The sequence below is a fragment of the Litoribrevibacter euphylliae genome (assembly GCF_042646085.1).
Taxonomy (GTDB): domain Bacteria; phylum Pseudomonadota; class Gammaproteobacteria; order Pseudomonadales; family Litoribrevibacteraceae; genus Litoribrevibacter; species Litoribrevibacter euphylliae.
Window position 1 is genome coordinate 23,338 of sequence record NZ_JBHRSZ010000010.1, and the last position, 24,490, is coordinate 47,827.

Annotated in this window: 22 protein-coding genes; 7 read left to right on the forward strand and 15 right to left on the reverse strand. The window is 44.9% G+C overall.

All coding sequences use genetic code 11. From position 1 onward, the window contains the following. Nucleotides 1-91: 91 nt before the first annotated feature. On the forward strand, nucleotides 92-1,072 hold the full coding sequence (locus ACFOEK_RS20875; RefSeq protein ID WP_386723432.1) for a YbgA family protein: 981 nt from the start codon (nucleotides 92-94) through the stop codon (nucleotides 1,070-1,072). A 311-nt stretch (nucleotides 1,073-1,383) separates the two neighbouring features. On the opposite strand, the gene ACFOEK_RS20880 is transcribed toward ACFOEK_RS20875, so the two are convergent. Further along, on the reverse strand, nucleotides 1,384-2,295 hold the full coding sequence (locus ACFOEK_RS20880; RefSeq protein ID WP_386723433.1) for a LysR family transcriptional regulator: 912 nt from the start codon (nucleotides 2,293-2,295) through the stop codon (nucleotides 1,384-1,386). Between the two features lie 240 nt (nucleotides 2,296-2,535). On the opposite strand from ACFOEK_RS20880, the gene ACFOEK_RS20885 reads away from it, so the two are divergent. Together ACFOEK_RS20885 and ACFOEK_RS20890 are read left to right on the forward strand one after the other, a co-directional pair. Further along, the gene (locus tag ACFOEK_RS20885; protein WP_386723434.1) at nucleotides 2,536-3,024 is read left to right on the forward strand and encodes a DUF4442 domain-containing protein; all 489 of its coding nucleotides are present in this window, start codon (nucleotides 2,536-2,538) and stop codon (nucleotides 3,022-3,024) included. Nucleotides 3,025-3,247: 223 nt separating this feature from the next. Continuing rightward, nucleotides 3,248-3,922 (forward strand): endonuclease, encoded by a 675-nt coding sequence (locus tag ACFOEK_RS20890; RefSeq protein WP_386723435.1) that lies wholly within the window; start codon nucleotides 3,248-3,250, stop codon nucleotides 3,920-3,922. A 90-nt stretch (nucleotides 3,923-4,012) separates the two neighbouring features. Here the strand turns inward: ACFOEK_RS20890 and ACFOEK_RS20895 are convergent, their stop codons facing one another. From ACFOEK_RS20895 to bioB, 10 genes are all read right to left on the reverse strand, one after another. Beyond that, nucleotides 4,013-5,812, reverse strand: a complete 1,800-nt coding sequence (locus ACFOEK_RS20895) for an acyl-CoA dehydrogenase C-terminal domain-containing protein (protein WP_386723436.1) — start codon at nucleotides 5,810-5,812, stop codon at nucleotides 4,013-4,015. A gap of 132 nt (nucleotides 5,813-5,944) precedes the next feature. Continuing rightward, nucleotides 5,945-6,859 (reverse strand): prenyltransferase, encoded by a 915-nt coding sequence (locus ACFOEK_RS20900; protein WP_386723437.1) that lies wholly within the window; start codon nucleotides 6,857-6,859, stop codon nucleotides 5,945-5,947. 147 nt (nucleotides 6,860-7,006) lie between these two features. Next, nucleotides 7,007-8,809 (reverse strand): acyl-CoA dehydrogenase C-terminal domain-containing protein, encoded by a 1,803-nt coding sequence (locus tag ACFOEK_RS20905; protein WP_386723438.1) that lies wholly within the window; start codon nucleotides 8,807-8,809, stop codon nucleotides 7,007-7,009. Between the two features lie 375 nt (nucleotides 8,810-9,184). After that, nucleotides 9,185-10,036, reverse strand: coding sequence for a putative metalloprotease CJM1_0395 family protein (locus ACFOEK_RS20910; RefSeq protein ID WP_386723439.1), 852 nt, complete (start codon nucleotides 10,034-10,036; stop codon nucleotides 9,185-9,187). A gap of 59 nt (nucleotides 10,037-10,095) precedes the next feature. Further along, nucleotides 10,096-10,353, reverse strand: coding sequence for a flagellar biosynthesis protein FlgE (locus ACFOEK_RS20915; protein WP_386723440.1), 258 nt, complete (start codon nucleotides 10,351-10,353; stop codon nucleotides 10,096-10,098). A gap of 96 nt (nucleotides 10,354-10,449) precedes the next feature. Then, nucleotides 10,450-11,142, reverse strand: coding sequence for a dethiobiotin synthase (gene bioD, locus ACFOEK_RS20920; protein WP_386723441.1), 693 nt, complete (start codon nucleotides 11,140-11,142; stop codon nucleotides 10,450-10,452). 21 nt (nucleotides 11,143-11,163) lie between these two features. After that, complete coding sequence (gene bioC, locus ACFOEK_RS20925) at nucleotides 11,164-11,958, reverse strand: malonyl-ACP O-methyltransferase BioC (RefSeq protein WP_386723442.1); 795 nt, start codon at nucleotides 11,956-11,958, stop codon at nucleotides 11,164-11,166. Continuing rightward, on the reverse strand, nucleotides 11,951-12,661 hold the full coding sequence (locus ACFOEK_RS20930) for an alpha/beta fold hydrolase (protein WP_386723443.1): 711 nt from the start codon (nucleotides 12,659-12,661) through the stop codon (nucleotides 11,951-11,953). Before ACFOEK_RS20930 ends, bioC begins: the two co-directional genes overlap by 8 nt. A 10-nt stretch (nucleotides 12,662-12,671) precedes the next feature. After that, entirely contained in the window at nucleotides 12,672-13,895 is a 1,224-nt protein-coding gene (gene bioF, locus ACFOEK_RS20935) for an 8-amino-7-oxononanoate synthase (protein ID WP_386723444.1), read from the reverse strand. A 61-nt stretch (nucleotides 13,896-13,956) separates the two neighbouring features. Next, a complete protein-coding gene (gene bioB, locus ACFOEK_RS20940; protein WP_386723445.1) occupies nucleotides 13,957-15,015 on the reverse strand; it encodes a biotin synthase BioB in 1,059 nt (352 codons plus the stop codon). Between the two features lie 135 nt (nucleotides 15,016-15,150). Here bioB and ACFOEK_RS20945 point away from each other — a divergent pair, with 135 nt between their 5' ends. After that, nucleotides 15,151-15,837, forward strand: coding sequence for a ComF family protein (locus ACFOEK_RS20945; RefSeq protein ID WP_386723446.1), 687 nt, complete (start codon nucleotides 15,151-15,153; stop codon nucleotides 15,835-15,837). 35 nt (nucleotides 15,838-15,872) lie between these two features. Continuing rightward, the gene (locus ACFOEK_RS20950; protein WP_386723447.1) at nucleotides 15,873-16,856 is read left to right on the forward strand and encodes a serine/threonine protein kinase; all 984 of its coding nucleotides are present in this window, start codon (nucleotides 15,873-15,875) and stop codon (nucleotides 16,854-16,856) included. A 50-nt stretch (nucleotides 16,857-16,906) separates the two neighbouring features. On the opposite strand, the gene ACFOEK_RS20955 is transcribed toward ACFOEK_RS20950, so the two are convergent. Next, nucleotides 16,907-18,295: a trehalose-6-phosphate synthase gene (locus tag ACFOEK_RS20955; protein WP_386723448.1), complete on the reverse strand. Its 1,389-nt coding sequence runs from the start codon at nucleotides 18,293-18,295 to the stop codon at nucleotides 16,907-16,909. A gap of 197 nt (nucleotides 18,296-18,492) precedes the next feature. Here ACFOEK_RS20955 and coaE point away from each other — a divergent pair, with 197 nt between their 5' ends. Next, entirely contained in the window at nucleotides 18,493-19,080 is a 588-nt protein-coding gene (gene coaE, locus ACFOEK_RS20960; RefSeq protein WP_386723449.1) for a dephospho-CoA kinase, read from the forward strand. 55 nt (nucleotides 19,081-19,135) lie between these two features. Then, nucleotides 19,136-19,336, forward strand: coding sequence for a DNA gyrase inhibitor YacG (yacG, locus tag ACFOEK_RS20965; RefSeq protein ID WP_386723450.1), 201 nt, complete (start codon nucleotides 19,136-19,138; stop codon nucleotides 19,334-19,336). Between the two features lie 27 nt (nucleotides 19,337-19,363). Here the strand turns inward: yacG and ACFOEK_RS20970 are convergent, their stop codons facing one another. From ACFOEK_RS20970 to secA, 3 genes are all read right to left on the reverse strand, one after another. Next, complete coding sequence (locus ACFOEK_RS20970) at nucleotides 19,364-20,248, reverse strand: Nudix family hydrolase (protein WP_386723451.1); 885 nt, start codon at nucleotides 20,246-20,248, stop codon at nucleotides 19,364-19,366. A gap of 146 nt (nucleotides 20,249-20,394) precedes the next feature. After that, complete coding sequence (gene argJ, locus ACFOEK_RS20975) at nucleotides 20,395-21,615, reverse strand: bifunctional glutamate N-acetyltransferase/amino-acid acetyltransferase ArgJ (protein WP_386723452.1); 1,221 nt, start codon at nucleotides 21,613-21,615, stop codon at nucleotides 20,395-20,397. A gap of 100 nt (nucleotides 21,616-21,715) precedes the next feature. Then, the gene (gene secA, locus ACFOEK_RS20980) at nucleotides 21,716-24,427 is read right to left on the reverse strand and encodes a preprotein translocase subunit SecA (RefSeq protein WP_386723453.1); all 2,712 of its coding nucleotides are present in this window, start codon (nucleotides 24,425-24,427) and stop codon (nucleotides 21,716-21,718) included. Nucleotides 24,428-24,490: the final 63 nt, after the last annotated feature.

Sequence of the window (24,490 nt, forward strand, 5' to 3'; positions counted from 1 at the left end):
ATCTTGCCTCGTATATCAACAGACTAGACATCAGTTATACCCAAGCGAAAGTATTTTGGTTCACTTGAAGATCAATAATTAAGGAGCAGCCATGTTCAGCCCTAATATTTTTAATCAAGGCCAGCTAACCCATAGAATCCCCATCGGCATCAGCCAATGCCTCTTAGGCGAAAAGGTTCGCTTTGATGGCGGGCATAAACATTCGAAGTTATGCACACAACAACTGGGGCAATACTTTGATTACATTCCAAGTTGCCCTGAGCTTGGAGCCGGGCTGGGCGTACCAAGACGCACACTAAGAATGGTAGGTGACGATCAATCTCAACGTGTTGTCGAAACACGCGATAATCAGATAGACGTAACGGACCTTCTTGCCGATTACAGCACTCGACGCATTGAAGAGCTAGCGAACCTCAGTGGCTACATCTTCATGCAGAAATCTCCTAGTTGCGGAGTTTTCAGAGTAAAAGTGTATGCAGACAATGGCTACGCACAACACAGCAGCCCAGGCATTTTTGCCAAAGCCTTCAAGGAAAAGTATCCCTTAGTTCCAGTCGAAGAAGAGGGACGCTTGCATGATCCTGTATTATTAGAAAACTTCTTGGTGCGCGTTGTCGTTTACCACCACTGGCGCATCTTGATGGAAGAGGGCTTAACACCGAAAAAGCTGATCAAGTTTCACCAAAGCATCAAATACCAACTTATGGCGCATTCCATTGAAGGCTATAAACACACCGGTAAACTGTTATCCAACTTAAAAGAAAAGATAATTGAAGAGATAGCGCAAGAATACATTACTGCGCTCATGGGCCATTTGGAAAAACGAGCCACGCGAAAGACGCATACCAATGCACTCCTGCACATCCGAGGTTACTTCAAAGGCAAGTTATCGAAGCTTGAGCAACAAGAATTAAGCCAAGTGATCGATGACTACCGATCAGGCGTTATTCCTTTGGTCGTACCCATTACGCTCCTTCAACATTACACTCGCAAACTAGGCTGTGAGTACATCGAACAACAGCTCTATCTTCAGCCTTATCCTCATAAACTTGGGCTAAGAAACGGGATTTAATTTAGGAAAGGAAATTTCAGACAAAAAAAAAGCCCTAAACTTGCTGTTTAGGGCCAACAACGACAGACATGTTCCGTGTCTGGTACTGCCTAACAAAAGGATTGAATAGCCTAGCCTATCAACCGGATGCGTGAGCATCTCGAAACAGACTAATAACTACTATAGCCACCTCAAAATCTTTTGAAAGCTCCTAAAATCGAACTGACAGTTCCATATATCGAAACAAAAAGTTACAGGCACAAAAAAGGCGCCAAAAAAGCGCCTGTTTTTTTAATCAACCACTGACAATTACTCGACAGCCCTACCAAGACCTAGACAATATTCTCAATCGCCTCAAAGGCCGCCATTGCTAGGTTCTCTTTCAAGTGGTTAATAAATGCCGTGATCTTTGGCGGCACATATCGGCGAGATAAATACACGGCATGCAATGTTGATGGCGGTACAGTGTACTCGGTTAATACACTGACCAATTTTCCATCCTGAACCGCCTTAGCAGTAATATCCACCGGCAGTAACCCAATACCCAGGCCACCAATCACTGCGTCACGAATAAAGGTAATGTTATTTGCAACCAAACTGCCTTTGACTCGAGCCTGAACCGGCATACCTTGCGGATCCAGAATATTCCAAGGTAAATGTTGACTCTGCTGCATGACGATACAATTAGACTCAAGCAATTGCTCATGAGTGTCCAAAGGTCCGTGTTTTTCAATAAACTCTGGACTTGCATAAATGCCACGAGATAAGACACCAAGACGCGTTGCAACAAAATTGGAATCCGGCAAATCACCGATCTTCAAAGCAATATCAATATCATCTTCCAACAAGTCCGTTGCACGTCCGGACAAATCCACACGACATTGAATTTCCGGATATTTGTCCATAAAAGACGAAACAAGTCCGCCCATGTAATACATACCAAATTCAACGGGTGTCGAAATATTTAGCCGTCCCTGAGGTTTCTGCTGAAGATCGGAGAGACTGGCTTCAGCTTCTTCAATCTCACGAAGAATTCGCTGACAATGCCCATAATAACGCTCACCGATTTCCGTCAGCTTAAGATGGCGTGTGGTTCGATCCAACAAACGAACGGCCAGGCGTTCTTCTAGTTGAGTAATACGACGACTGATGGTGGACTTTGGCATATTCAGCTCGCGGCCTGCCGCGGTCAAACTGCCACAATCTACAACTCGAGTGAAAATTAGAAAATCGTTAAGATCCATCTTCTGGTTTCCGGCCCCAGGGCATTGTTTTTATTATCTTAGAAATAAGTGGTTACTACATAGACATACTTTAGCACAACTTATCTATTAAAAAATTGCAATTTCACTATTCAATATACCCTTTGTGATCTGAAATTAGTGTGAATTATCATACTTTTAAGAGAATTGATGACATATCAACTTTTTTCAGTAAATAAAATCAGTATAAAATGCGTCCATTAAATTCAAGAGATAAATACTATGAGCCAATTACTAACTATCGTTTCGAACATCAATAAATTACCTTCACCACTGAAAGGTAAAACGCTTTCTATGTTCTTTGGACGCGTGATTCCGTTTGCAGGAACCGCCAATGTGCAGATTGAAGAGCTAAATCAAGAACGTAGTGTCTTGGTTCTTAAAAACAAGAAGCGCGTACAAAACCATATTAAAGGTGTTCATGCAGCAGCAATGGCATTACTTGCAGAGTCAGCGACTGGCTTTTTATGTGGCATGAACTGCCCTGATGATAAGCTGCTACTGATTAAATCTATGAACCTGAACTATGTTCGTCGCGCAAAAGGCAATCTAACCGCAGTAGCAGAGTTATCTGAAGCCGAGCGTCAGCTGATGGTAGATCAGGATAAAGGTGAAGTCAGCGTTAAAATCACAGTAACCGACGAAGACAACAAAGAGCCGGTAGAGTGTGAAATGATTTGGGCCTGGGTACCTAAAAAGCGCAGCAAGTAAGAACGACCGCCTACTCTCCAAGATCAAGGAAAGCACCCTGCTTTCTTTGATCCTTCATTTCACCTACGAAATTTTTCCTATATTCTGTCACATTCAAACAAACGTCTGACATAATTTAATATTAGTGTCAAATAATTATTAGACACGTCTTTAAAATTGAATCCAGACTGTTACACTGTTCTCAATCCAAAAAAATAAAAACATGTGATTAGGATTGAAGTCAATGAAACATCTAGGCCTTAAACACGCCTGCCTTGTCACTTTAGGTATCTTGACGTCGCTAAATGCAATAGCAGACGGCCAGACCAAATTAGATGACCCTAAGAAGGCAGCTAAAGATACCTTTTGGGATGAGTTGTACAGCAAAGGCGGCCAATCCTTCTTCTGTAATCAACCATTTGAAGGTAAGACTCGTCGAATTATTGCGGGACACGTGTATAACACCCAACACATGATTGATCACTTCAACTGTGGTACCAAAAGCCGTTGTCGTCGCTCAGATACGAATTACAAATACGCGGCATCCGATCTTCACAATATGTACCCAGTAACGCCCCGTGTGGAGTTAAACCGACGGAACTCCCGATATGCAGAACTACCAAAAAGCAAAGATCAGTTTCCTAACCTTGAGTGCTCCTATAAGTCGAACTTCCAAACGGTAGAGCCTGCAGATGAGATTAAAGGCAACATCGCGCGAATCATCTTCTATATGCACGACTCGTACAACCTTCCCATTCTTGACGGTGTTCAAATGTTAATGGAATGGAACGAACAGGACCCTGTCGATGACGCAGAACGAGAGAGAAATATTTTAGTAGAAAAAGTCCAAGGAAATCGTAATCGCTTTATAGACAACCCTCATGCAGTCAAAGACATACAGATGACTGTTACAAAGTAGACGCTTCTTTTTCTACAACGTCTAGGTTCAAAACCTCCAGACATTAAAAAAGCTCGCCGAGGCGAGCTTTTTTATTGAGTTCAAACTAACTTAGAAAACAAATTTTTCTTCGTCCAGCTCAAACAATACTTCAGCACCGTTCTTAATAGAAGACGTTAGACCTTCGTAAGTTGGTAGTAGTCGCTTGAAGTAGAAACGTGCAGTAGATAGTTTGGCATCGTAGAAACCAGAAGTATCACCTTCTGCAATCTTAGCTTGAGAAGCTTTAACCATCTTAGCCCACATGTAAGCGTAAGCAGTCAAACCGAATACATGTAGGTATTCTACAGACGCTGAACCAATTTCATGGACGTCAGCCTGAGCAGCTTCAAGAACGTGAGCAGTCAGACCATCAAGGTTTTCGATAGCCGCTTTCAAAGGAGCAATGAACTCAGCCAAACCAGCATCACCTTCGTTTTCAGCAGCGAATGCTTTCATCTCGTCCGAGAATAGTTTGTAGATAGAACCACCGTTCATAGCGATTTTACGACCCATAAGGTCAAGCGCCTGAATACCGTTTGCACCTTCATAAATCTGAGTAATACGGATATCACGAACGTGCTGCTCTTGACCCCACTCACGGATGAAGCCATGACCACCAAACACTTGCTGACCTGCGATTGCAGACTCAAGCGCTTTATCAGACAAAAATGCCTTAGCAACAGGCGTTAGAAGAGCAACCATTGCATCAGCAAGCTTCTTCTCATCTGCATCTTCAGTAAACTTAGCACGATCCAACCAAGTAGAAGTGTAAGTAGAGAATGCACGACCCGCTTCGGTGTAAGCTTTCATAGTCAGAAGCATACGACGTACGTCTGGGTGAACAATGATAGGGTCAGCCACTTTATCTGGGCTCTGAGCACCTTTTGGTGAACGGCTCTGTAGACGATCACGCGCATACTCAACAGCACTCTGGTAAGACGCTTCAGCAGCACCAATACCTTGGATACCTACTGCAAGACGCTCATAGTTCATCATAGTGAACATGCAGGCTAGACCTTGATTTTCTTCACCAACTAACCAGCCTTTCGCGCCATCGTAGTTCATTACACAGGTAGCAGAACCTTTAATACCCATCTTCTTCTCGATAGAACCACAAGAGAAGTCATTACGCTCACCTAAAGAACCGTCATCATTAACAAGGAATTTAGGTACTAGGAACAAAGAAATCCCTTTAGGACCTTTCGGTGCATCTGGAAGCTTAGCCAACACCAAGTGAATGATGTTCTCAGCCATGTCATGCTCACCCCAGGTAATGAAGATCTTAGTACCTGTGATGTTGAAGCTACCGTCGCCATTTGGCTCGGCTTTGGTACGAATGATACCCAAGTCCGTACCTGAATGCGGCTCAGTCAAATCCATCGCACCAGACCAAACACCTGAATACATGTTTGGAAGATATTTTTCTTTCAATTCTTGGCTAGCGTGCGCATTGATTGAAAGACATGAACCTGCAGTCAACATTGGCGCAAGACCAAATGACATACAAGAACCTTGAATCATTTCTTCGAATTGACCAACAAGCGTCTTAGGCATACCCATACCACCAAACTCTGGGTTACCACCAAGAGCATTCCAGCCACCTTCGATGTACGTCTGATACGCTTCAGCGAAACCGTCTGGAGGAGTTACCTTACCGTCTTCCCACTTAGAACCTTGCTCATCAGCTTCACGGTTTAGAGGAGCCAAAACTTCGTTAGCAATCTTTGCCGCTTCTTCCAAAATTGCATCCGCAGTGTCAGGGTCAACAACATCTGCAACACCAGGCAAACGTGCCCATAATTTATCCGCTTCAAACACATCCTTCAGAAGGAACTGCATATCACGCAAAGGCGCTTTATATTCAGCCATTTTACTCTCCAGCTTAGTAATTCGCTTTATCTAATTAGAGGCTTATACAGCCCTGGCATGGATTGCCAACTTGTACAGTGGCTGGGGATTTTACAAGATTAAAACACATTTGTATAACGAGCGGACGCTTGGTCAAGTCAGCCATCGGGAAATTATTAATACAACACTCAGAAATGCCGGATAAGCATGGCAAAGCATGACGTTTTTACCCAGCGCCGAGATCAAATTGTCCTGTAGCTCATCTTTTGATTTCGTGTATTTCCAAAGAGGATACACAAACAAAAGCACACCAAGAACAATCAAACTAAATAGGAACACACCGACGTATTCAGCACACAGCAAAACAAGAATAAGAGCCGCGATCCATTGCAGTCGAAATACGGCCAAAACAAAATCACTGCTGTGAGTTATCCAAAGATGCTGTCTGTTTACCTGTGCATCTGCTTGTGCATCCGGAAACTGATTCAATAACAACAAATTATTGAGTAACAAAGAAAATCCTATCACGAGTAAGACAGACATAACGGAAAGGCTTCCAGATAAGATGTAGACACTCCCCAAAGTTGCCAACACACCGATTCCTAAGCCAGGAGCAACCAAACATAACCAAGGGTGGCGATTGATCGTAATGGTGTAATTCATAACAATCCACAGCCCCAGAATCCCCACTGGCAAAAGCTCGATACCCACAGAAAAAATAAACCAAAGTCCGATACAAAGCGCCAAACCAATAAATAGATAGGCAATCAATCTTGCAGTATCAGCAAATTCAGGATGATCAACTAACGTACCACTGCCGCCACTGAAGAGCGTCTTATCGGTAGTCAAATCCAATCCCGATACAAAATCCTGGTATTCATTCAGAGCATTCACGCCGATGTGAGCAGACATCATGGCAATTAGAATCAGCAGACTATCTATAAACGAAGGAAAGCCCGACTGAAAAAAAGCTAACGACCAAGAAAATACCAGAGTGACTAGCGACAATGTTAAAAACGGAGCACGACTGACTCCTAAGGTACATTTCAGAAACAGGCGACTATCCATAGTACGAATCCAACAACTCCATCCTAAATGGGTAAAAATTAACCCTAGCAGGTTGAGTGCAAAGATAGTATGACCAAAACAAAAAAACCGCAGCCTAAGCCGCGGTTTTTTCGTATCTGGCGCTCTTCTATAAGAGCATTCAGAAACTTATAGGAATGCGAAGTTTTCTTCTTCCATATCCATCAAGTTCTCAGCACCAGACAACATAGTTACTGCATGAGCACGAGTACGTGGCAAAATACGATCAAAGTAGAACTTAGCAGTCTGAAGCTTAGCTTTGTAGAATGCTTCTTCTTCAGTACCAGCATCAAGTTTCTCTTGAGCAACTTTAGCCATTTCAGCCCATAGGTAACCAAGACATACATAACCAGAGTACATTAGATAGTCTACAGAAGACGCGCCCACTTCGTCGCGGTTCTTCATTGCAGCCATACCAATCTTCATAGTTAGGTCGCCCCACTCTTTGTTGTGCTCTGCAAGAGGCGCAACAAATTGAGCGATCGCTTCGTTACCTTCGTTATCTTTACAGAACTTATGAACGATCTTAGTGAAACGCTTCAGAGATTCACCTTGAGTCATAAGAACTTTACGACCTAGTAGGTCAAGCGCTTGAATACCAGTGGTTCCTTCGTACATCATAGAGATACGAACGTCACGCATTAGTTGCTCCATGCCCCACTCGGCAATGAAACCATGACCACCGTAAACTTGCATACCGTGAGAAGTACACTCGAAGCCTACTTCAGTTAGGAATGCTTTGGCGATTGGCGTTAAGAAACCTAGAAGCTCGTCTGCTTCTTTCTTCGCTTCTTCAGAAGAGTTAGGAGACTTAACGATGTCCGCTTGCTTAGCCGTTAGATAAGCAAGAGCACGACCGCCTTCACCTAGAGACTTGATCGTCAATAGCATACGACGTACGTCTGGGTGAACGATAATTGGATCGGCGGCTTTTTCAGGAGCCTTAGGTCCTGAAAGAGAGCGCATTGCCAAACGATCTTTTGCGTAAGTAAGCGCGCCTTGGAATGAAGATTCCATTGCAGAGCTACCTTGTAGTGCAGTACCGATACGAGCAAAGTTCATGAACGTGAACATGCAGTTCAGACCTTTGTTCTCAGGACCGATCAACCAGCCTTTTGCACCGTCGAAGTTCATTACACAAGTAGAGTTACCGTGGATACCCATTTTGTGTTCGATAGAACCACAAGCAACCGCATTACGCTCACCTACAGAACCATCTTCGTTTGGAAGCATCTTAGGTACGATGAAAAGAGAAATACCTTTAGTACCTTGAGGTGCATCAGGAAGACGCGCAAGACAGATGTGAACAATGTTCTCTGCCATATCGTGCTCACCAGCAGAGATAAAGATCTTTGTACCAGTGATGTTATAAGAACCGTCAGCATTTGGCTCTGCTTTGGTTTTTAGTAGACCAAGGTCCGAACCACAGTGTGGTTCAGTCAGACACATAGTACCTGTCCACTCACCAGAGATAAGCTTAGTTAGGTAAGTTTGTTTCTGCTCTTCAGTACCGTGCATTTCGACAGTGTCAACAGCACCGTGAGAAAGACCTGGGTACATACCCCATGCCCAGTTTGAAGAACCTACCATCTCGCTCACTGCGATACCGATAGATGCAGGTAGACCCTGACCACCATACTCTGGGTCACAAGTCATTGAAGGCCAACCACCCTCAACGTACTGCTGATATGCTTCTTTAAAGCCAGTTGGTGTTTTTACGCCGTCTTCACTCCAAGTACAGCCTTCTTCATCACCTACACGGTTAAGAGGAGCAAGAACGTTCTCACAGAACTTTGCACCTTCAGAAAGGATGGCATCAACCATATCTTCTGTACATTCATCAGCACCTAGTGACTGATAGTGAGTTTGCATGTCTAGTAGCTCGTCCATGACGAACTTCATGTCGCGTAAAGGAGCCTTATATTCTGGCATAGTAACTTCCTCGGCATGATTTCAGGTTAAATGAACAGAAAGAATCTTTTGATTACTAACGTCTGTTCCACTTTTAAGCCAAACCTAATTCTGTACAATGTTTGACCAACTTATCAAACGGTTGTTTGAAACTTACGTTTAATGCCTGACATTGTCAAGATAATTCAAACAAATGTTTTAAATTTTCGACCAAACAAAGTTCATCATGCGTTTCTTACTGTCACATCCGCACCAATCTAAAGCACAGCATGCTGGAGAGAAAATTAGAAACGCCCCATTATGGATAGTGTTGACTCGGGAAATACGATAAACAACACAAGCTGAAAGCTTAGTTTCAATCTAATGGTACGAAATATAGAAGATCTGGATCACTGGTCAAACCAGTTCATCCAGATTACCTTTGGGAGGATCACGATTGATATTTTCGAAAACAGCCATTGCATTACGACGGGCTATTTCTGAAGCAAGAAGATAAGAAAAATCTTCAGGGGTTAACGAGCCATCATCCACCTGAACATCAGATTCAGCAGTATCATCATCGGACGATTCAGCCTCATCCTGCTCATCAGTAGAAGCTGCTTGAGTAGCATCTCCTCTGCCCGTTGTATTTACCGCCTCGGAAGATTCATCTGACTCTTTAGACGACTCTTCTGATTCTTCCGTCGCTGCTTCGGATGCTTCGGCTCGTAGCTCAGCCAATTCAGCCTGAGCTTCTAATTTAACTTGGGAAGCTTGCGCCGCCACTTGGCGGTCTTGCGCAGAAGGTTCAGCGGGAGCCAGGGCCGCGCGTCGTACGACTTCAGCTTTTTCAATGGTTGCCTGAGGATCCCCCGTCACCTTACTCGCGTCGATGGAAACCTCACCACCAATAGCATAATTCAGACCATCCGGGCCACGTTGATAGGTAAAGCTCGCAGCACCTGTATATTGCCCACCAGCGGATTGATGCGCTTGTTCATGCGCCCTGACCTCTCGGTCGCGAGCAGCAAGTTTTCTTACTTGCTGTAGCTCTTGCTCTGTTAATTCAGTAGCTAATGAAGACTCGGAAGAGGCATTGTCTGACGGCTTTTGTTCTGATTCACGACCTGAGCTTTCTGTTTCAGCGGCTTCACTAACAGCCGCTAACGACGAATCCTTGGACTTTAACTCAGTCCCACCTGAGGAAGCCACACTGACAGCGTCCCTGGTCTCAGCCAAATTGACATAAGATACGGTGCTGATTTGCATAGTCTGGATCACCTACTGTCGTTCACACAAAGAAAACTCAAATTTTATAAGGTCTAAAATCAAGCCATTTCATCGATCAAGGTACCCGCAACCTCATCGGCAGTTGAAATCACTTTTGCCGACGCCTTAAATTGTACTTCATACAATTTCAAGTCCACCACTGCGGTTAACATGGCATCATCTTCCGACTTTACCGCGGATGTATCGTTAACAGGAGGCGTTTGTCCGCCACTGGCTATCGTCTTAGCACTTTGCGTCAGTCCATCGCGACTTTTCGATATACCTTCCAATCCTGAACCTAACAATGCAGATACCATGGACACCTCATATAATCAGACCAACCTGACTATAATTTAACCAGAAAACACTTATAACCACCAATTTTATGCCGAAGTATGTGAGCATTTTCCCGATCAACGGCCTGAAATCACCTCTAAAATTGATAAATACTCTGCCACAGCCTCGGCAGATTTATTTTCCAAAAAGGGAACTTCCCCCAAACAGGGGGCATCAATCATCTGTTTAAGCGTTTCCAAATTCTCTTCATAGCGACTCATTTCCGGATCCACACGATTGGCGACCCAGCCAGCCAACTTTAAGCCACTTGACTGTAATGCGGCGACGGTTAAGAGAGCATGATTGAGGCACCCCAATCGCATACCCACGACTAGAATTACTGGCACATCGAGCTTTTTGACTAAATCAGCCAAAGTTTCCCGATAATTCAGAGGTGTAAACCAACCACCAGCGCCTTCAATTAATTTGACTTGAGCAGGCTTCAGTAACGCACCCCGAACAAACCCTTCCAATGAACTCGCGGTTAACAACTTCCCTTTTTCCATAGCTGCAATATGAGGTGCTATCGCCGGTTCATAAGCTACGGGATTAACACTTTCATAAGCCACTTTGACAGAAGCAGCTTGCTGCAATGCAAGAGCGTCTTCATTTCGTAAACCGTCTTCTGTTACGTCACAACCAGCAGATACCGGTTTAAGCCCTAGCGTTGAGTAACCTTCAGCCTCAAACGCTTTGAGCAAGCCCGCAGTCACAAAGGTTTTACCCACTTCCGTGTCCGTTCCAGTAATAAAGGCAGTAAATCGTTTCATCTTCTCTCATCCAAACTAGGGTTATCTTTCAGGGACTTGCAACACGCCATAAAACACATCATAAGAGGCAGGCAGCATGCCAGAGGCATCCCGAAAGGAATCATAAGCCTTAATCAATTTCCCGTACTGTCCTTTGGTCATGTTGCCAGAACCATCAACCACAGTGTTTGCCCCAATCCCCTTGATACTGTGCAATAACCGTTTCAAATCGGGGTATCCTGCGACTACTCGCTCACGATGTGATGTGTGAACAGCACCATAAGGTTGCATTGCCGTTTCTATTTGAGACGCACTTAGGAAGCGATTCACATGAACACGTTGGTCGACTTGATGCCAAGCATCTTTTAGTTCACATAAGGTATCGGGTAGCAAGGTCGAAAATGCAATAAAGCCACCCGGCTTGACGACTCGTGATAACTCGCTAAACAACTGAGTTAAATCTTCACACCATTGAATGGCCATGCTGGAGAACACCACCGCCAGCGAGTCATCAGGCAAAGGAAGTTGTTCTGCGTCGGCCACAAAACAATAATCCAGCTGATCAGAATATTTGGCCTGCACATGCCGCATCATGCCTTCGGATAAATCAGCCGCCATCAAAGGGCGTTGAGTATCAATATTCCGTAATGCCGGAAGAAAATAGCCTGAACCCGTACCCAGATCTAATATAGGGCCATCAACCACGTCTGATTCCGCAAACGCATCGCGTATCAACAATCGAATCAGGTTATGACCCACATACTTCTGAACCCGAGCATGCACATCGTATGTCGTCGCTTTTTTTCCAAAAGCCTTGGCAATTTGCTGCTTATCCAATGAACAACCTTTTAATTTCACTAGAGACCAACGAGCTGTTGGTAACCGGTGCTAAATGAGTTGCATCCAGAGCGTCTTGCTTAAGATGCTCTGGAATCCGTATCAACGCATCGTGCTGAAAATAGACAGGAAATAGAGCGTCCTTATCTAACAAGCCCTTCCATGCTTCGCGTACATTTAACTGATATAAGTGTTCTAATGACCGAACTAACAGATCCCCTGAAACATTTTCGGTTTGCACGTCTTTTTTAAGAGTGTGTATCTGAGCTTTGGGTTCACCTTGAGCGGTCAAGGCAATGAAATAGCTCAGCCCCTTAACCACAGACATAGCGACCCGTTTTCGAAACGACTCCGCCACCTCAGCATCAAAAACCGTCCAGTCGTCGTCAATAAACTGTGGACGTGCGCCTAACGTAACCACCTTACAATCTGTTTCGATGGTCGCTAATAACTTATGCGCCAGAGAGACGGCCAACATTCCGCCATACGACCAACCAATCAATAAGGGCCGATGATATTTAGCCAACTGATCCAACCAATTTTGCTGCCAAGATTCCTGATCATCAGGAAGATCAATCATTTCAACCGAGCACTCAAAACTCTGAGCTAGATCACGCCGCAAAGGGAGCAACCAATGACTGGGACACCCCCAACCACCTAACAAAAAAATACCGTCGGGCTGCCAATTAATGCTCGTTGTCATAGGTTTCGAATCAACCACTTACAAACTTATCTTTAACATCAGAGAGTTGAGCTTTTTTCTCATCAGAAAGCTGTTGATAAATATCTTGAAGCGCTGACAGTAATAACTCGATCTGATCGGATGAATGATCTGCAGATAAGGTGATGCGTAATCGTGACGTTCCTTCAGGCACAGTAGGCGGACGAATGGCTGTGACCAACAAACCTCTTTGCTCTAACTGCTGACTGATGTCTAACGCCAACGCGGCATCGCCAACCAATATCGGCTGAATTGCCGTTTCAGAACGCATTAAAGGAAAACCGATAGATTCAATACCACCCCTGAGTTGAGCAATCAGAATCTGTAACTTATCCCGACGCCAAGCTTCCGTTTGGATTAATTTCAGACTTGCTAAGCTCGCAGCAGCAACGGCAGGTGGCAGTGCTGTGGTGTAGATATAACTTCGTGCCTGCTGAATCAGTGTTTCAACAAGTTCTTCCGATCCCGCTACAAAGGCACCAAAAGAGCCACACGCCTTCCCTAAAGTACCCATCAAAACCGGCAATCGCTCTTGTGATAGGTTGAAGAGTTCAGCCGATCCAGCCCCTGTTGCGCCGAGAACGCCCAAGCCATGAGCATCATCAATCATCAAGCAGGCATTGTGCGCATCGGCTATATCGGCGATGCGGTCCAAAGGTGCAATGTCACCGTCCATACTAAACACACCATCCGTAACAACGAGTTTTCGACGAGCTTCGGAACAGCTATTAAGTTGACGCTCTAATCCGTTGAGATCGCAGTGAGGATAACGTTTGAATTTAGCTCCAGAAGCCAAACCTGCATCGATCAAAGACGCATGATTCCACTTGTCTTGGATCACAGCATCACCACGCCCGACCAAGGCGGAAATAGTGCCTATATTAGCCATAAATCCTGTAGAGAATAAGACGGCCCGATCTCGGCCTGTGAGTTCAGCTAACTTAAGCTCTAATTCATGATGAAGCTGACTGTGGCCATTCACCAGATGCGAAGCACCACTACCAACACCGTATTCACTGGCAGCTTCTATGAAGGCCTTTTTCACCTCTGGATGATTAGCCAAACCAAGATAATCATTACTGCAAAAAGAAAGTACGGACTTGCCATCCACTTGTTGCTCAGGTTGCTGAGCACTGCCAAGCAGACGGCGAGAACGATAGAGGTGTTGTGTTTTTCGGGCGTTAAGTGATTCACTCAAGCCATCAAAATCTGCCATAACGGCTCCAGGCAACGAAGAGAGCGATCAGAATTGAATAAATATAGAGTAAAGACGCTTCTTAAACCGAAGCGTCATAGAACATTTGATCTTGTTGCTGAGATTCCACAGCATTCATCAAAGCAGCTTCCTGAGCTTCCTCAGAGTGCTTCTCACAACGGCGCTCAGGGTTAATCCCCAGGCGTTCAAATAGCTTGCGATCGTTTTCAGCACGCGGATTCGCTGTGGTCAGCAATTTCTCACCGTAGAAGATAGAGTTTGCACCGGCAAAGAAGGCCAACGCCTGCATTTCGTCATTCATTTCTTCACGACCTGCCGACAAACGTACATGCGACTTAGGCATCATGATACGAGCGACAGCAATGGTGCGGATAAAATCGATTGGATCAAGTTCTTCGTTTTCAGCGAACGGCGTACCTTCGACACGCACCAACATATTGATGGGCACACTCTCCGGTTGCTGAGGCATGTTCGCAAGTTGAATTAACATACCGGCACGATCCAACTCCGTCTCACCCATCCCCAAAATACCGCCAGAACACACTTTCATACCGGCTTTACGGACATTATCAATCGTATCTAGACGATCCTGGAAAGTACGAGTCGTGATGATGTTACCGTAGAATTCAGGTGAAGTGTCCAGATTATGGTTGTAGTAATCCAAACCGGCTTCCGCCAATTCTTGAGACTGATCCGCATCCAACATCCCCAAGGTCATACAGGTTTCCATGCCCATATCTTTAACGCCCTGGATCATCTGAATAACGTAAGGCATGTCTTTTTTAGTCGGTGAGCGCCACGCAGCCCCCATACAGAAACGCGTAGAGCCAATCTCTTTTGCTTTACGAGCTTGCTCTAACACCTTCTCAACCTTCATGAGCTTTTCTTTTTCCAGCTCAGTGGTGTAGTGACCGCTTTGAGGGCAATATTTACAGTCTTCCGGGCATGCGCCAGTTTTGATCGAAAGCAGAGTACTGACTTGAACCTCATTAGGATCGAAGTTCTGACGATGAACCGTTTGGGCATGAAACAACAAATCATTAAATGGCATATCAAATAGTGCCTGAACTTCTTGTGATTCCCAATCGTGTCGAACTTGACCTAGCTGCGTGAGATTCATATACCGCTCTCTTCCGATGTTAAATAAAAATGCCCAGTGATAATTTAATAACCACTAAGAACGTGAAGACATAGTAATCCGCAAACGCTCTCTGTCAACTATACACAACCAACCGAGTTAACATTTGATTATTTTATGATCGCAAACAATCACTGCCGATTATGCTATTTTCCTCTTACCACTGCAAACGCCTACTTTTGTACTGAATGCACCTTCACTCTCCCCTTTATCACAAACTATTGCTCAAGCTGTGCTCTTCCAACCAACACCCCTTTAACAACCTGTGGTCATTGCCAAAAAACACCTTACTTCTTTGATAATGCGTTCAGTTTGTTTGAATACACAGGACAGATTCAAACACTCATCCATCAGTTTAAAGCCAACCAGCTCATAAATCTGAATCAGTTACAGATGTGGTTATTTTCCGCTTATTACCACAAGTTTAATGAACGGAAAATTGATGCGCTGATACCCATCCCAAGCAGCATAAAGAGCATCATCAAACGCGGTCATGTTCCAGCTCAAACTCTGGCCTCATTACTCAGCCACCGTACGTCATTACCAATTCATACAAACTTATTTTCGAAACGATGGTTTACGCCCAGTCAAAAAAACCGGAACAAACAGTCTCGAAAACACAGTCAGCAATTCAAACCGCATCAGCAGCGAATAGAGAGACTACCAAAAACATCACGAATTCTGTTAATAGATGATGTTATGACCACAGGTGAAAGTGCCAATGAAATCGCACGTCACTTAAAAGCCGCCGGAATTCAACAAGTGGATGTCTTAACCATTGCTCGTACGCCGTTGAAACACTAGACTGAACACCCTTCCTAAGCATTCAGGACTATGACGTGTCGAGCCTTTCTCATCCCTATCAATCCTTAACTCAAGATCTCGTAATCGACCTAGTTGAATCCTTAGGTTTTTACTCAGACGGACGTGTTTTCCCTCTCAATAGCTTTGAAAATCGCGTCTACCAAGTTGGGATTGAGGAAGAAACACCCATCATCATTAAGGTGTATCGTCCTAACCGTTGGAGTAGAGAACAAATTCAGGAAGAGCACGATTTCATGCTGGAACTGCAGGCGGCCGACATCAACGTGGTGCCACCGATGATTATCAATGGTCAAACCCTGCATCAAGATAAAGGCTTCATGTTTTGCCTGTTTGAACGTCGCTCAGGTCGCCCGCTAGAGCTAGATCAGTTAGATCAACTTTATGAAGTAGGCACCCAACTCGGTCGAATTCATTCAACAGCGAAAGCCAAAGATTTCATTCATCGACCTGCTCTTAATCTTGAGACCTTTGGTCGTCAGAGCATTGAAACGGTACTGGAATCCAACTTACTGCCTGACTATTTGCTTGAACCCTATAAAGTCCTAGCTGATCAACTGATGGGCATTATGGAGCAACGTTGGGGCGAATCAACTCATCAGCCGATTCGCCTGCAAGGGGACTTTCACCCAGGCAACATATTGATTCGTGACGAGCAATCAATCTTTGTCGACTTTGATGATTGTCGAAGTGGCCCAGCCATCCAGGATATCTGGATGTTACTCTCCGGTGACAGACATCAGCAAGAAATGCAGCTGTGCGAAATTCGCGAAGGTTATGAAATGTTTTGTGAATTTCCCAAAGATCAAATCGGGCTCATTGAAACCATGAGAACACTGCGCCAACTTCACTACGCAGCGTGGTTGGCAAGGCGCTGGGACGACCCCGCTTTTCCACATAATTTCCCTTGGTTTGGGCAAGAGCGATATTGGTCCGAGCATTTGTTGTCACTGAAAGAACAATTAGCCTCTCTGCAAGAACCGCCGCTGCAGTTGCTTTAAAGGCAACTAACCCCATTCCAACGGCGCTCCCCTGGTCAGGCAGGGATTAATTAGGGTTGACTAACCGGCCTGACCACATCGCGCTTCATCCGAATAGGATTCTGCAAGCGATTCTTACGTGCCTGTTCCATAACATCAAGGGTAAATTTGGCTTTACGTCGTTCCGGGCTCAGCATCTTGAAGCTCATTCCCAGTTGTTCGTGGCGTAACTTTCGCTCAGATAAAGGCATTAACAGCGCCTCTCGAACGGCCTGTGAAACACCCACAACATCCAACGGATGAACCACCAGCGCCCCCGGCAAGGTATTACCATCCAACGCCAAGGTTGAAACAATTAAAACCGCAGGATCCTCCGGGTCTTGTGACCACCAATAATCACTGTGATTGCAACTGCTGTAACAGCCCAAACTCAGATCCACAAACACTTTTGCTGAACGATATAAACTCTCAATCTCACCTTCCATCTTTTGGCATTGCGCCATCCGAAACGGCTTTCGAGAGAAGGATCGCCAATGGTCATTCAGCTCTTCTAAATCCGTGCGCCAACGCCGGATCGTACTCCGCACCCGCTCTTCATTAATGGCAAACGGCGTCACCAAAGAACCAAAAACGATATTTTTAGCGACAGCAGGATTGTCCTTTAGGAACAGCTCATAGGCCTGGTTTCGATTGGTTCGGTTGGTGAACCATGCAGGCGTATCGACCGTGAGCACTAACTTATCCCCTGGCGACATTCCAAAACAATCAATTTCAGGCAGGCGCCCTAAGACTTCGCTGTCGGTAAAAGAAGCCGGTGGGTATGCATCAACCTTCAAAATTTGATTGTCTTTCTTCAAGCGCTTATCAGCTAGGGTAATCGCGCCTTTGAGATCAATCATGGCTTCCGAAATGTTCTTAATATCCGCTTCTCTGGAGAAGGTGACCAGGTCAAAATAAAACAAATCGTCCAATAACTCCTCTGCAACCGGCAGAGTTTGCAACACTTCAGCCCCAGCAAAGGAAGAAGGAAAAGAAATACCGATAGGTAAGTTAGGTTGAAGCTCTTTTAAATAACGTGCCAGTGGAATCCAATGTGCATCATGCAGCCATAGCACATCGCCATCTCGGTACAAAGATGCCAGCCCTTCCGCCAAGCCTTTATTCCATTTCCGATAAGCGGAATAGTGATGATAATTGAAGCTGAATGCCTTCCTTAATTGATGGAATAACGGCAAAAGGCACTCTTCAAAGAACAATAAGCTTAATTCCAGCTCTTCGCACTGATCCATATTTAACCCAACCAGCTGGGTTCTTGCGTTAGGCGAGCCACCCTCACGCTCGACACATAGCCAAAGACCATCATCCACCTGCGAATGGATACCTGCCACCTGCTTAGCAACGCCATCCTTGGTATCCACCCCGCCATACCAGCTAAGGCTTAACATTCGACCAATCTTCACATTAACTCCCTTTTCTTAGGTAACCCCTAAAGAAAAACGCTTAACTTCATGATTCAAATAACTTTGTAGTATAGTTTATTTTTTGAACAGTCAAACAAAATACCAAGAACATCCTAAAACAACCCAATTCAAACCTGACACTCAGTCTTTTATAATGCTTCTGTTTTAATTTTAGCGAGTTGTGAATAAGGACGCGCATGAAAATAATTGGCCTTACTGGCGGCATTGGCAGCGGAAAAAGCACCGTCGCGCAATTTTTTAAAGAACTAGGTATTAACGTGGTCGATGCCGATCAGAAGTCTCGGGATGTCGTCGAACCTGGAATGCCGGCATTAGCGGCCATTGCAGAACACTTTGGCCATGAAGTGATACAAGAAGATGGCCGTTTGGATCGTGCTTACTTAAGAGGTGTTGTTTTTAATTCAGAAGAAAAACGACGCTGGCTCGAAGCATTACTTCATCCCCTGATTAAAGAAGCCATCATTGCAGATCTCAACGCATCAACATCAGACTACGCAATTCTTGAAAGCCCCTTATTATTTGAAACCGATCAGCATCAAATGACGCAAAAAACCGTTCTTGTTGATGTTCCAGTGGAAGTTCAGATTGAGCGTACCTGTCAACGAGACAATAATGACCGATTACAAGTTGAGAAAATCATTGCCGCTCAAATGCCGCGTCAGGAAAAACAAGTCAAAGCAGATTACCTTCTGGACAATACGCAATCATTGAGCGCCGTCAAACAACAGGTAGAGCAACTCCATCAAGAGTTACTGGCCTTATAGATGGCAACGGTTATTTTACGACCTTCACCTTTTAACCAAGGAACCTAACAGATCCATGTCGACCCCCATCAAGCTATTTAAATGCCCAACCTGCAGCGCCCCAATACAATACGATACGAAAAAATATCCACATTTCCCGTTTTGCTGTGAACGCTGCAAAATGATCGACCTGGGTGCCTGGGCCAAAGAAGAGCATAAAATCGAAGGTGATCAAGAAGGCTTCGACGATATTTTTTCCGAAGAAGACACCCTATAAATTACGAGCGCTAACAAAACAACAAAGCTACTCCGCTTTGAAGGCTCTGATCCCGGCAATGCCTTGAGCACCTAATGCCAAGGCGTGTTCCATATCTTGCATATCGACACCACCCAACGCATACGCAGGCATGTGTGCCAATTCGGCAAGCTCTTGAAATTTATCCCACCCTAAAACATCACCACCAGGATGCGATGGCGTTACTTGCACCGGAGAGATAAAGATAAAATCGACCTCCAACGCATTCGCCTTTTCGATCTCAGCCTCATTATGACAAGACGCAGACAACCAAATCACATCAGGACGGTCTTCCAAAGAATTCAACTGTGCAGAAGTCAGATGTGCCATCAAAGGGTCATTCTTTTGAAGAACCGGATAACCTTTGTCTTTCAAGTCACTGAGCTGGGTTAAGAACTCGCTCTTATTCTCGTCTCGAACATAGATGACAAGCTCATCAGGGGCATAAGACTGAGTCAGATATTCAACCTGCTCATTTGATATAGGATCCAGGATCGCCACCTGCTTGGGTAAAATGAGCGCATTCAGAATACCCTTGTTGGCTGCCGGAAACTCATAATTCTTTAACTGAGATTTAGGACACCAAACGACCGGTTGACCTTCCTTACCATGAGGCTCGCCTTCAAACTGATGTATCCGATGGACATCTAACAGCACATGTTTATCAGTATAACGATATCTGACGGAAATCAGAGGTGAGTGCGCCAAAACATCAATGCCTAACTCTTCATGGATTTCCCGTTGAAGTGCTTGGGTGATGGTTTCCCCCGCTTCAACTTTGCCCCCGGGAAACTCCCATAACCCACCTTGATGTTGATGATCGGCTCGCTTAGCGATACAGATATCACCGTTTTCCCGTTCAATCACAGCAACGGCTACGTGCACTACTTTCATTCAAACCTCAAAAACAATTCAAATCAGAATATTTAATTAACCCTGCACCTTATAATAGGCAGCGATTACTCAAAAAGGCAGTTACTAATAAAAAAGACAGCGTTTCAGCTGCCTTTTTGATGGTAAATGCTCTACAGGTTCATCGATCAGGTACGGTATTCGGCATTAATCGTCACATAGTCATGCGACAAATCACTGGTCCATACCGTTTCAGATGCGTCTCCAGATGCCATATTAATTCGAATCAGAATATCTTCTTGATTCATAACCGCTTGGCCGGCCTCTTCGGTATACTCCGCAGCACGCCCGCCATTTCGAACAATGCAAACATCATCCAAGTATATTTCCAGCTTATTCAAGTCGAAAGGCTCGATCTTTGCGCGTCCTACCGCTGCCAAAATTCGTCCCCAGTTAGGATCACTGGCAAACAAGGCTGTTTTCACTAACGGAGAGTGAGCAACAGTAAAAGCCACTTCCAAAGCCTCTTCGCTGCTCAATGCGCTATCCACCTGAATCGTCACAAACTTAGTCGCACCTTCACCATCACGAATAATGGCGTGAGCCAGAGCTCGCATCACATCCTGCAACTTCTCTTTGAAGATCTGGTACAGCTTATCCTGGCTAGATTCAATTTTAGGGGCAGAAGAACGCCCGGTGGCTACTAAAACGCACGAATCATTGGTCGAAGTATCACTATCAACGGTGATTCGATTGAATGACTTAGTCGTCGTATCCGATAACAAGGTCTGCAACACAGAGGCATCAATATTGGCATCCGTTGCGACATAACCCAGCATGGTTGCCATGTTTGGCTGAATCATACCAGAGCCCTTAGAAATACCCGTTAATTTAATGGTATGCCCCTGATACTCAAAGCTGACAGAAGCCCCTTTAGGGCGCGTATCAGTAGTCATAATGCCGGAAGCCGCCGCTACCCAGCCATCATCAGACAACGCTTCTTTTGTTGCAGGAATCGCAGATAACAGACGATCCATGGGGAGATTTTCACCAATCACTCCGGTAGAAAACGGCAGCACCGCTTCCGGTGTCACACCATAGCATTCAGCCACTGCTGAACAGGTTGCACGGGCATCTTTCATGCCTTGTTCGCCAGTCCCTGCATTCGCATTACCGGTATTGACCACTAAGTATTTCGTTTGTTCTTTAGATAAATGCTCTTTGGATACAAGCACTGGCGCAGCACAAAAACGGTTCTTGGTGAATACACCTGCAACACTACAACCATCCGCTAACTCGAACACTACCAAATCTCGTCGTCCAGGAGTCTTAATACCAGCCGAGACGGTCGCAATCTTAACGCCATCAATTGGAAGTAGAGTCGGAAGGTTTGGATTTCCTGTTGCCATAATGATCTCTTTATACATAACGTTTTTTAGATAAACACAAAAAAAGCCCTTCCAGGCTTTTCTTGTATGGGTGCAAAACTAAGAAACTTGCTTCTTTAGTTTACAGCTTGCCATGACATTGCTTGAACTTTTTGCCTGAACCACATGGACAAGGGTCGTTTCGACCAACCTTAGCGCCTTCTCGGACAAAAGGCTGTTCATGTGCTTCTTCGGGCTGCTCTTCAGCAGTATTCTCATTACCCAATGCAGACGCATCGTCATGACGATATTGAACCTGCTCTTGCTCTGCTTGAGCCTGGCGCTGACGCTCCATTTCTTCAACTTCTTCCGGACGCTGAACCTGAACATGACTGATGATACGAATCACATCTTGTTTAATATTGGTTAACAGCTGCTGGAATAACTCGAAAGCTTCACGCTTATATTCTTGTTTAGGATTCTTCTGAGCATAACCTCTCAAATGAATACCTTGGCGCAGATGATCCATCGTTGCCAAGTGCTCTTTCCATAAAGTATCAAGCACCTGAAGCATTACTTGCTTCTCGAAACCACGTAAAGTCTCAGCACCGGCCGCCTCTTCTTTCGCTTGATACACAGAGATAATTTCATCTGAGATTTTCTGACGAAGTGTTTCTTCGTACAGCTTCTGATCTTCATCTAACCACTGTTGAACAGGTAACTCGATACCAAACTCGGACTTCAAATGCTCTTCCAGACCAGGAACATCCCACTGCTCAGGTAAGCTCTGTGGCGGAATAAACATGCTGATTGCATCAGACAGCACATCGTCGCGAATTGCCTGAATAGTTTCAGCAATATCTTCACCCGCCATCAACTCCTGACGCTGCTGATAAATCACAGTACGTTGATCGTTTGCCACATCATCGTATTCAAGCAACTGCTTACGAATATCGAAGTTACGACCTTCCACTTTACGCTGTGCTTTCTCAATCGCATTCGTCACCATGCGGTGCTCAATCGCTTCACCGTTCTGCATGCCTAACGCTTGCATAAAGTTTTTAACACGATCCGACGCGAAGATACGCATTAAGTCATCTTCAAGAGACAAATAGAAACGGGTAGAACCGGCATCCCCTTGACGACCAGAACGACCACGTAGCTGGTTATCAATACGACGAGATTCGTGACGTTCAGAGCCAATTACATGAAGACCGCCAGCATTTAGTACGGCTTCGTGACGTGTTTGCCACTCAGTTCGAATTTTATTGATCTGCTCTTCTGTCGGCTCTTTCAACTTAGCAACTTCTGCTTCCCAGTTACCACCCAACACAATATCGGTACCACGACCGGCCATGTTGGTTGCAATAGTAACGGCACCAGGAATACCGGCTTGTGCAATAATTTCAGCTTCTTGAGCGTGATGTTTCGCATTCAAAACACTGTGCGGAATCTTATCTTTCTTCAAGACATTGGAAAGATACTCTGATGTTTCAATCGAGGCAGTACCCACCAACACAGGACGGCCTGCGGCAATACAATCACGAACATCATCAATAATGGCTGCGTATTTTTCTTCACGCGTCAGATAAACTAAGTCATTGAAGTCTTTACGTTCTGGGGTCTTGTTTGCAGGAATAACCACCACGTCCAAGGCATAGATCTGACGAAACTCAAAGGCTTCGGTGTCGGCAGTCCCAGTCATACCGGAAAGCTTGTCATACAAACGGAAGAAGTTCTGGAAGGTAGTCGATGCCAGAGTCTGACTTTCCGCCTGAATAGAAACGCCTTCTTTCGCTTCAATCGCTTGGTGAATGCCTTCACCCCAACGACGACCAGGCATAGTACGGCCAGTGTGTTCATCAATAATGACGATCTGCTTATTCTGTACGATGTATTCGACGTTTTTATGGAACATCACATGGGCTTTTAAGCCAGCATACACATGATGCAGCAAATTCAGGTTTTGAGGCGAATAAAGGCTGTCACCTTCGTTCAGCAAGCCAATCTCAACTAACAGCTCTTCAACATAGGTATGACCGTCTTCAGTCAGTTCAAGATTACGCTGTTTCTCGTCATAGGTATAATGACCTTCCATCGCTTCTTCATGAAGTTTCAGCTTTGGAATCAAGGTATTGATTTTCTTATAGAGTTCTGAGCTATCAGCCACAGGACCTGAGATCACAAGAGGTGTTCGAGCTTCATCAATAAGAATCGAGTCAACTTCATCGACTACAGCAAAGTTCAGACCACGTAACACCTGTTCTTCCTTGCGGAATGCCATGTTGTCACGCAAGTAGTCGAAACCAAACTCGTTATTGGTTCCGTACGTAATATCGGCTTGGTAAGCTGCGGCTTTTTCTTCAGGGCTTTGACCTGAATATACAACGCCAACCGTTAAACCAAGGAAACGATAAAGGCGTCCCATCCACTCGGAGTCACGCTTAGCAAGATAGTCGTTGACGGTTACAACATGCACACCCTTGCCCGATAGAGCATTCAGATAAACAGGTAAGGTTGCAACCAGGGTTTTACCTTCACCTGTACGCATCTCAGCAATTTTACCGTTATGCAATGTCATACCACCGATTAACTGAACATCAAAGTGGCGCATTCCCATAACGCGTTTACCAGCTTCACGAACCACTGCAAAGGCTTCAGGTAAAATAGCATCCAGCGACTCGCCATCAGCTATACGCTTTTTAAATTCGTCTGTTTTAGCTACTAATTGCTCATCTGATAATGCAACCAGATCGGCTTCCATCTCATTGATATGATTGACAACCTTCTTGAGGTTTTTTATTTCTCGATCATTTTTGCTGCCGAACAGTTTTCTTACCAGGGGTGCAAACATAGAAGCCTTCTGTGTATTTCCATTAAGTGCTTAAACACTTTTTGTTATATATCTATCAAGTGC

What these genes read in the sequence shown, in the direction of transcription:
- ACFOEK_RS20875 (WP_386723432.1), top strand. Translation starts at nt 92, where the DNA reads ATGTTCAGCCCTAATATTTTTAATCAAGGCCAGCTAACCCATAGAATC.
- ACFOEK_RS20880 (WP_386723433.1), bottom strand. Translation starts at nt 2,295, where the DNA reads ATGGATCTTAACGATTTTCTAATTTTCACTCGAGTTGTAGATTGTGGC.
- ACFOEK_RS20885 (WP_386723434.1), top strand. Translation starts at nt 2,536, where the DNA reads ATGAGCCAATTACTAACTATCGTTTCGAACATCAATAAATTACCTTCA.
- ACFOEK_RS20890 (WP_386723435.1), top strand. Translation starts at nt 3,248, where the DNA reads ATGAAACATCTAGGCCTTAAACACGCCTGCCTTGTCACTTTAGGTATC.
- ACFOEK_RS20895 (WP_386723436.1), bottom strand. Translation starts at nt 5,812, where the DNA reads ATGGCTGAATATAAAGCGCCTTTGCGTGATATGCAGTTCCTTCTGAAG.
- ACFOEK_RS20900 (WP_386723437.1), bottom strand. Translation starts at nt 6,859, where the DNA reads ATGGATAGTCGCCTGTTTCTGAAATGTACCTTAGGAGTCAGTCGTGCT.
- ACFOEK_RS20905 (WP_386723438.1), bottom strand. Translation starts at nt 8,809, where the DNA reads ATGCCAGAATATAAGGCTCCTTTACGCGACATGAAGTTCGTCATGGAC.
- ACFOEK_RS20910 (WP_386723439.1), bottom strand. Translation starts at nt 10,036, where the DNA reads ATGCAAATCAGCACCGTATCTTATGTCAATTTGGCTGAGACCAGGGAC.
- ACFOEK_RS20915 (WP_386723440.1), bottom strand. Translation starts at nt 10,353, where the DNA reads ATGGTATCTGCATTGTTAGGTTCAGGATTGGAAGGTATATCGAAAAGT.
- bioD (WP_386723441.1), bottom strand. Translation starts at nt 11,142, where the DNA reads ATGAAACGATTTACTGCCTTTATTACTGGAACGGACACGGAAGTGGGT.
- ACFOEK_RS20930 (WP_386723443.1), bottom strand. Translation starts at nt 12,661, where the DNA reads ATGACAACGAGCATTAATTGGCAGCCCGACGGTATTTTTTTGTTAGGT.
- bioF (WP_386723444.1), bottom strand. Translation starts at nt 13,895, where the DNA reads ATGGCAGATTTTGATGGCTTGAGTGAATCACTTAACGCCCGAAAAACA.
- bioB (WP_386723445.1), bottom strand. Translation starts at nt 15,015, where the DNA reads ATGAATCTCACGCAGCTAGGTCAAGTTCGACACGATTGGGAATCACAA.
- ACFOEK_RS20945 (WP_386723446.1), top strand. Translation starts at nt 15,151, where the DNA reads ATGATCGCAAACAATCACTGCCGATTATGCTATTTTCCTCTTACCACT.
- coaE (WP_386723449.1), top strand. Translation starts at nt 18,493, where the DNA reads ATGAAAATAATTGGCCTTACTGGCGGCATTGGCAGCGGAAAAAGCACC.
- yacG (WP_386723450.1), top strand. Translation starts at nt 19,136, where the DNA reads ATGTCGACCCCCATCAAGCTATTTAAATGCCCAACCTGCAGCGCCCCA.
- ACFOEK_RS20970 (WP_386723451.1), bottom strand. Translation starts at nt 20,248, where the DNA reads ATGAAAGTAGTGCACGTAGCCGTTGCTGTGATTGAACGGGAAAACGGT.
- argJ (WP_386723452.1), bottom strand. Translation starts at nt 21,615, where the DNA reads ATGGCAACAGGAAATCCAAACCTTCCGACTCTACTTCCAATTGATGGC.
- secA (WP_386723453.1), bottom strand. Translation starts at nt 24,427, where the DNA reads ATGTTTGCACCCCTGGTAAGAAAACTGTTCGGCAGCAAAAATGATCGA.